Source organism: Mycobacterium sp., assembly GCF_040509115.1.
In the GTDB taxonomy this organism is placed as follows: domain Bacteria; phylum Actinomycetota; class Actinomycetes; order Mycobacteriales; family Mycobacteriaceae; genus Mycobacterium.
Genome location: NZ_JBEVLO010000264.1, coordinates 1 through 4354 on the forward strand (window position 1 = coordinate 1; position 4354 = coordinate 4354).

A 4354-nucleotide genomic window follows, 5' to 3' on the forward strand; every position below is an offset into this window, starting at 1 on the left:
TCCTCGCCGTGCTCGTCGGTGCCCTCGGGCTTGGACACCATGGCTTCCTTGCGCGCGGCGTCGGCACCGTCGTAGTCGAACGTGCCGTCGGCGTAGTCGATCTTCTGGTAGCCGAACTTCCAGTTCCACTGGAACGCCGTGACGTCGACGACGACCTCGGGGTTGTCCTCGAGCTTCAGCATCTCTTCCTGCACGACGACGGTGAAGTAGAACAGCACCGAGATGATCAGGAACGGCACGACGGTCAGGACCAATTCCAGCGGCATGTTGTAGCCGAACTGACGCGGAAGTTCGGTGTCAGTGGCCTTCTTGCGGTGGAAGGCGCTGGTCCAGAAGATCAGTGCCCAGACGATCACGCCGATCACCAGCGAGGCGATTACCGACCAGACCCATAGGTCGCGGTTCATCTTGCCTTCGGGGGTGATGCCCGTCGGCCAGCCGAGGCCGAAGATCGTCTCGTAGCTGCAGCCGCTGAGCAGAAGGGCAGCTCCACCCAAAACCACTGATAACGCCACCAACCGGAACCCGCGAGCGGTCACGTTGGTGCCTCCTAGAAGTCGGTGAACCGCCGGGGCGGTCGAACGGCTTGAGCGAATACTACGCAGCGTAGACCACACCAGGGTGCTGGTCTCGACACACCTCGCCATTCGGCATACTGGCGCCGTGTGCGGACTGCTGGCCTACCTACGCGACCCGTCCGCCGACTCGTCCTCGGACCTGGTCGAGGCGGTATCGGGAGCCACTCATCTCATGCGTCACCGTGGCCCTGACGAGCCTGGGACATGGGCGGATGACGAGAAGTCACCGACGGTCGTGCTCGGCTTCAACCGCCTGTCGATCATCGACATCGCGCACAGCCATCAGCCGCTGAGTTGGGGTCCGCCCGACTCGCCGGGGCGCTACAAGTTGGTCTTCAACGGTGAGATCTACAACTACCTGGAGTTGCGCGACGAGCTGGCTCGCGAGTTCGGCGCCGTGTTCGCCACCGACGGCGACGGCGAGGCGATCATCGCCGCCTACCACCACTGGGGCGTCGCGGCCCTGAACCGTTTGCGCGGCATGTTCGCGTTCGCGCTGTGGGACGCGAACGAGCAGGAATTGTTCTGCGCCCGAGACCCGTTCGGCATCAAGCCGCTGTTCATGGCGACGGGCCCCGGCGGCACCGTGTTGGGCAGCGAGAAGAAGTCCCTGCTCGATCTCGCTTCGACGGCGGGGATTGACCTGTCGATCGACGAACGCGCCGTACAGCACTACACGGTGCTGCAGTACGTGCCCGAACCGGAGACGCTGCACCGCGGGGTGCGTCGCCTCGAGTCGGGCAGCTACGCGCGCATCCGGCCTGGCGCCGCCCCCAAGGTGACGCGGTACTTCAACCCGCGGTTCTCGGCGGTGCCCTTCGCCGCGGGCGGTGAACAGCGCCGGTACGACGAGATCACCGCGGTGCTCGAGGATTCGGTGGCCAAGCACATGCGCGCCGACGTCACGGTCGGAGCGTTCCTGTCCGGCGGGATCGACTCGACGGCCATCGCCGCGCTGGCGATGCGGCACAATCCGCGGCTCATCACGTTCACGACGGGCTTCGAGCGTGAGGGTTTCTCCGAGGTCGACGTCGCCGTGGCGTCGGCGGAGGCGATCGGTGCCCGCCACATCGCCAAGGTCGTGAGCCAGGCGGAATTCGTCGACGCGCTGCCCGAGATCGTCTGGTACCTCGACGAGCCGGTGGCCGACCCGGCATTGGTGCCGTTGTTCTTCATCGCTCGGGAGGCGCGCAAGCACGTCAAGGTGGTGTTGTCCGGCGAGGGTGCCGATGAGTTGTTCGGCGGCTACACGATCTATCGGGAACCGTTGTCGTTGAAAGCATTCGACTACGTCCCCGGCCCGTTGCGCCGCACCCTCGGCCGGGTGTCCCGGCCGTTGCCCGAGGGGATGCGCGGCAAGAGTTTGTTGCACCGCGGCTCGTTGACGCTGCAGCAGCGGTACTACGGCAACGCTCGTAGCTTCTCCGACGCGCAATTGCGTTCGGTGCTAAGGGAATTCCACCCGGAGTGGACGCACACCGACGTGACGTCGGCGCTGTACGCCGAGTCCGACGGCTGGGATCCGGTGGCCCGCATGCAGCACGTCGACCTGTTCACGTGGTTGCGTGGCGACATCCTCGTCAAGGCCGACAAGATGACGATGGCCAATTCGCTGGAGTTGCGGGTGCCGTTCCTGGACCCCGAGGTCTTCGCGGTGGCGTCCCGGCTGCCGTTCGATCAGAAGATCACCAGGGCGACGACCAAGTTCGCGCTGCGTCGCGCGTTGGAGCCGATCGTTCCCGCGCACGTGCTCAATCGGGCGAAACTTGGCTTCCCGGTGCCGATCCGGCACTGGCTGCGGGCGGGCGAGCTGCTGGACTGGGCGTACGCGACGGTGGATGCGTCACAGGCCGGCCACCTCGTCGACGTGTCGGCGGTACGTCGGATGCTCGACGAACACCGCAGCGGCGTCACCGATCACAGTCGGCGGCTGTGGACCGTGCTGATCTTGATGCTCTGGCACGCGATCTTCGTCGAACGCAGCGTGGTGCCGAACATCAGCGAACCGACCTATCCGGTTCAGCTGTAGGCCGACCGGGCTAGCCCAGGGTGGCGCCGATTTCCTGGCCCGCCTCTGGGCCGTAGGCGTCGGTGAGCCGCTGCACGGCGGCGTCGCGGTCCCAGGTCCACTCCTGGGGGCCCGGCGCTTCGAGCACCAGAACGGCGACGAGCGACGCCAGCTGCGCAGAGCGCTCGAGGCTGAGGCCTGCGGCGCGCCCGGTGAGGAAGCCGGCGCGGAAGGCGTCGCCGATTCCGGTCGGGTCGGCCTGATGCGTCTCGGGTACGACGTCGACGTGCACGAAGGTGCCATCCGAGCCCACGAGGTCGACCCCCTTGGGTCCGAGGGTGGTCACCCGAAGCCCGATCTGGTTCATCACCTCGGCCTCGCTCCAGCCCGACTTCTGCAGCAGCAGGTCCCACTCGTAATCGTTGGTGAACAGGTACGTGGCCCCGCCGATGAGTTTGCGAATCTCGTCGCCGGACAGTCGGGCCAACTGCTGGCTGGGGTCCGCGGCGAACGCCAGGCCGAGGGCGCGGCACTCCTCGGTGTGCAGGAACATCGCGTCGGGGTCATTGGCCCCAACGATCACCAGATCGGTTGCCCCGGTGCGGGATACGACGTCAGCGAGCTTGATGTTGCGCGACTCGGACATGGCCCCGGGGTAGAAGGAGGCGATCTGAGCCATGTCCTGGTCGGTGGTACAGACGAAGCGCGCCGTGTAGGACGACTCGGAGATCAGCACGTGGGAGCAGTCGACGCCGTGCGAGGTCAGCCAGTCGCGGTAGTCGTCGAAGTCCTTGCCCGCCGCACCGACCAGTGCGACGTCGCCACCGAGGACACCGATGGCGAACGCCATGTTGCCCGCCACTCCACCGCGGTGCAGCACCAGGTCGTCGACGAGGAAGCTCAGCGACACCTTCTGAAGGTGATCGGCCAGCAGCTGCTCGGAGAACTTTCCGGGGAACTTCATCAAATGGTCGGTCGCAATGGATCCCGTCACCACAATGGTCACGAAGCGTCACCCTTCAATTCGTCGAACTCGTCTACTCGAGTCGTCCATTCAAGCTATGCCCAAGTCGGTGCGCTAGCCTAACAACGACATGGCTGGCCCAATCCCGTACCCCGAGTCCCCCCACCCGGGATCCCATTTCGGCCCCCCTCGGCCCTACCAGGGACATGTTCCTTCGCCGTATCCCGGCACACTGCCGCCTCCCGTGGACTACCCGAAACCGCGGCGCCGCAAGCGATTCGTCCTCGCGGGTATCGCGGTGCTGGTCGTCGCGATGATCGCCGGGCCCGTGACCGTCCTGCTCGTGTCGGCGGGTAGGCACGACGATGGGGTGGTCACCGTCACCGATGCGACGGCCACCCAGGCCATTCAGGGTTATCTGGACGCGCTTTCCAGAGGTGACGACGAGACCGTGGCCCGCAACAACTCTTGCGGGTTCTTCGACGCCGTCAAGGACCGGCGATCGGACATGACGCTGGCGAATCTGACCAGTGATGCGTTCCGTAGACAGTTCGACGGAGCGCGCGTCGCGTCGATCGACAAGATCGTGACGTGGTCACCCACTCAGGCGCAGGTGCTGTTCAGCATGCGGGCCACTCCCGCCGGGCGCGATCAGGGCGAGGTGGAGCGCCAAGGGGTGGCTCAATTGCTCATCCAGGACCAACAGATCCTGGTCTGCTCGTACCTGCCGCGTAGTACCGGGCAGTTCTAACCGAGCGATCGCCGGCCGGTGGGTACCGGCCGGCGACGGCGCACAGTTGAATA

4 protein-coding genes are annotated in these 4354 nt (G+C 65.8%); 2 read left to right on the forward strand and 2 right to left on the reverse strand.

Translation table 11 applies throughout. The features are described 5' to 3' along the window. A partial coding sequence (locus ABW137_RS17735) for a cytochrome c oxidase subunit II (RefSeq protein WP_526402303.1) occupies positions 1-539 on the reverse strand: 539 nt, incomplete at its 3' end. 124 nt (positions 540-663) lie between these two features. On the opposite strand from ABW137_RS17735, the gene asnB reads away from it, so the two are divergent. Continuing rightward, complete coding sequence (gene asnB, locus ABW137_RS17740) at positions 664-2607, forward strand: asparagine synthase (glutamine-hydrolyzing) (RefSeq protein ID WP_526402309.1); 1944 nt, start codon at positions 664-666, stop codon at positions 2605-2607. Positions 2608-2617: 10 nt separating this feature from the next. Here the strand turns inward: asnB and ABW137_RS17745 are convergent, their stop codons facing one another. After that, positions 2618-3592 (reverse strand): carbohydrate kinase family protein, encoded by a 975-nt coding sequence (locus ABW137_RS17745; protein WP_526402305.1) that lies wholly within the window; start codon positions 3590-3592, stop codon positions 2618-2620. 202 nt (positions 3593-3794) lie between these two features. On the opposite strand from ABW137_RS17745, the gene ABW137_RS17750 reads away from it, so the two are divergent. Beyond that, positions 3795-4301 (forward strand): Rv0361 family membrane protein, encoded by a 507-nt coding sequence (locus ABW137_RS17750; protein ID WP_526402307.1) that lies wholly within the window; start codon positions 3795-3797, stop codon positions 4299-4301. The last annotated feature ends 53 nt before the right edge of the window (positions 4302-4354 follow it).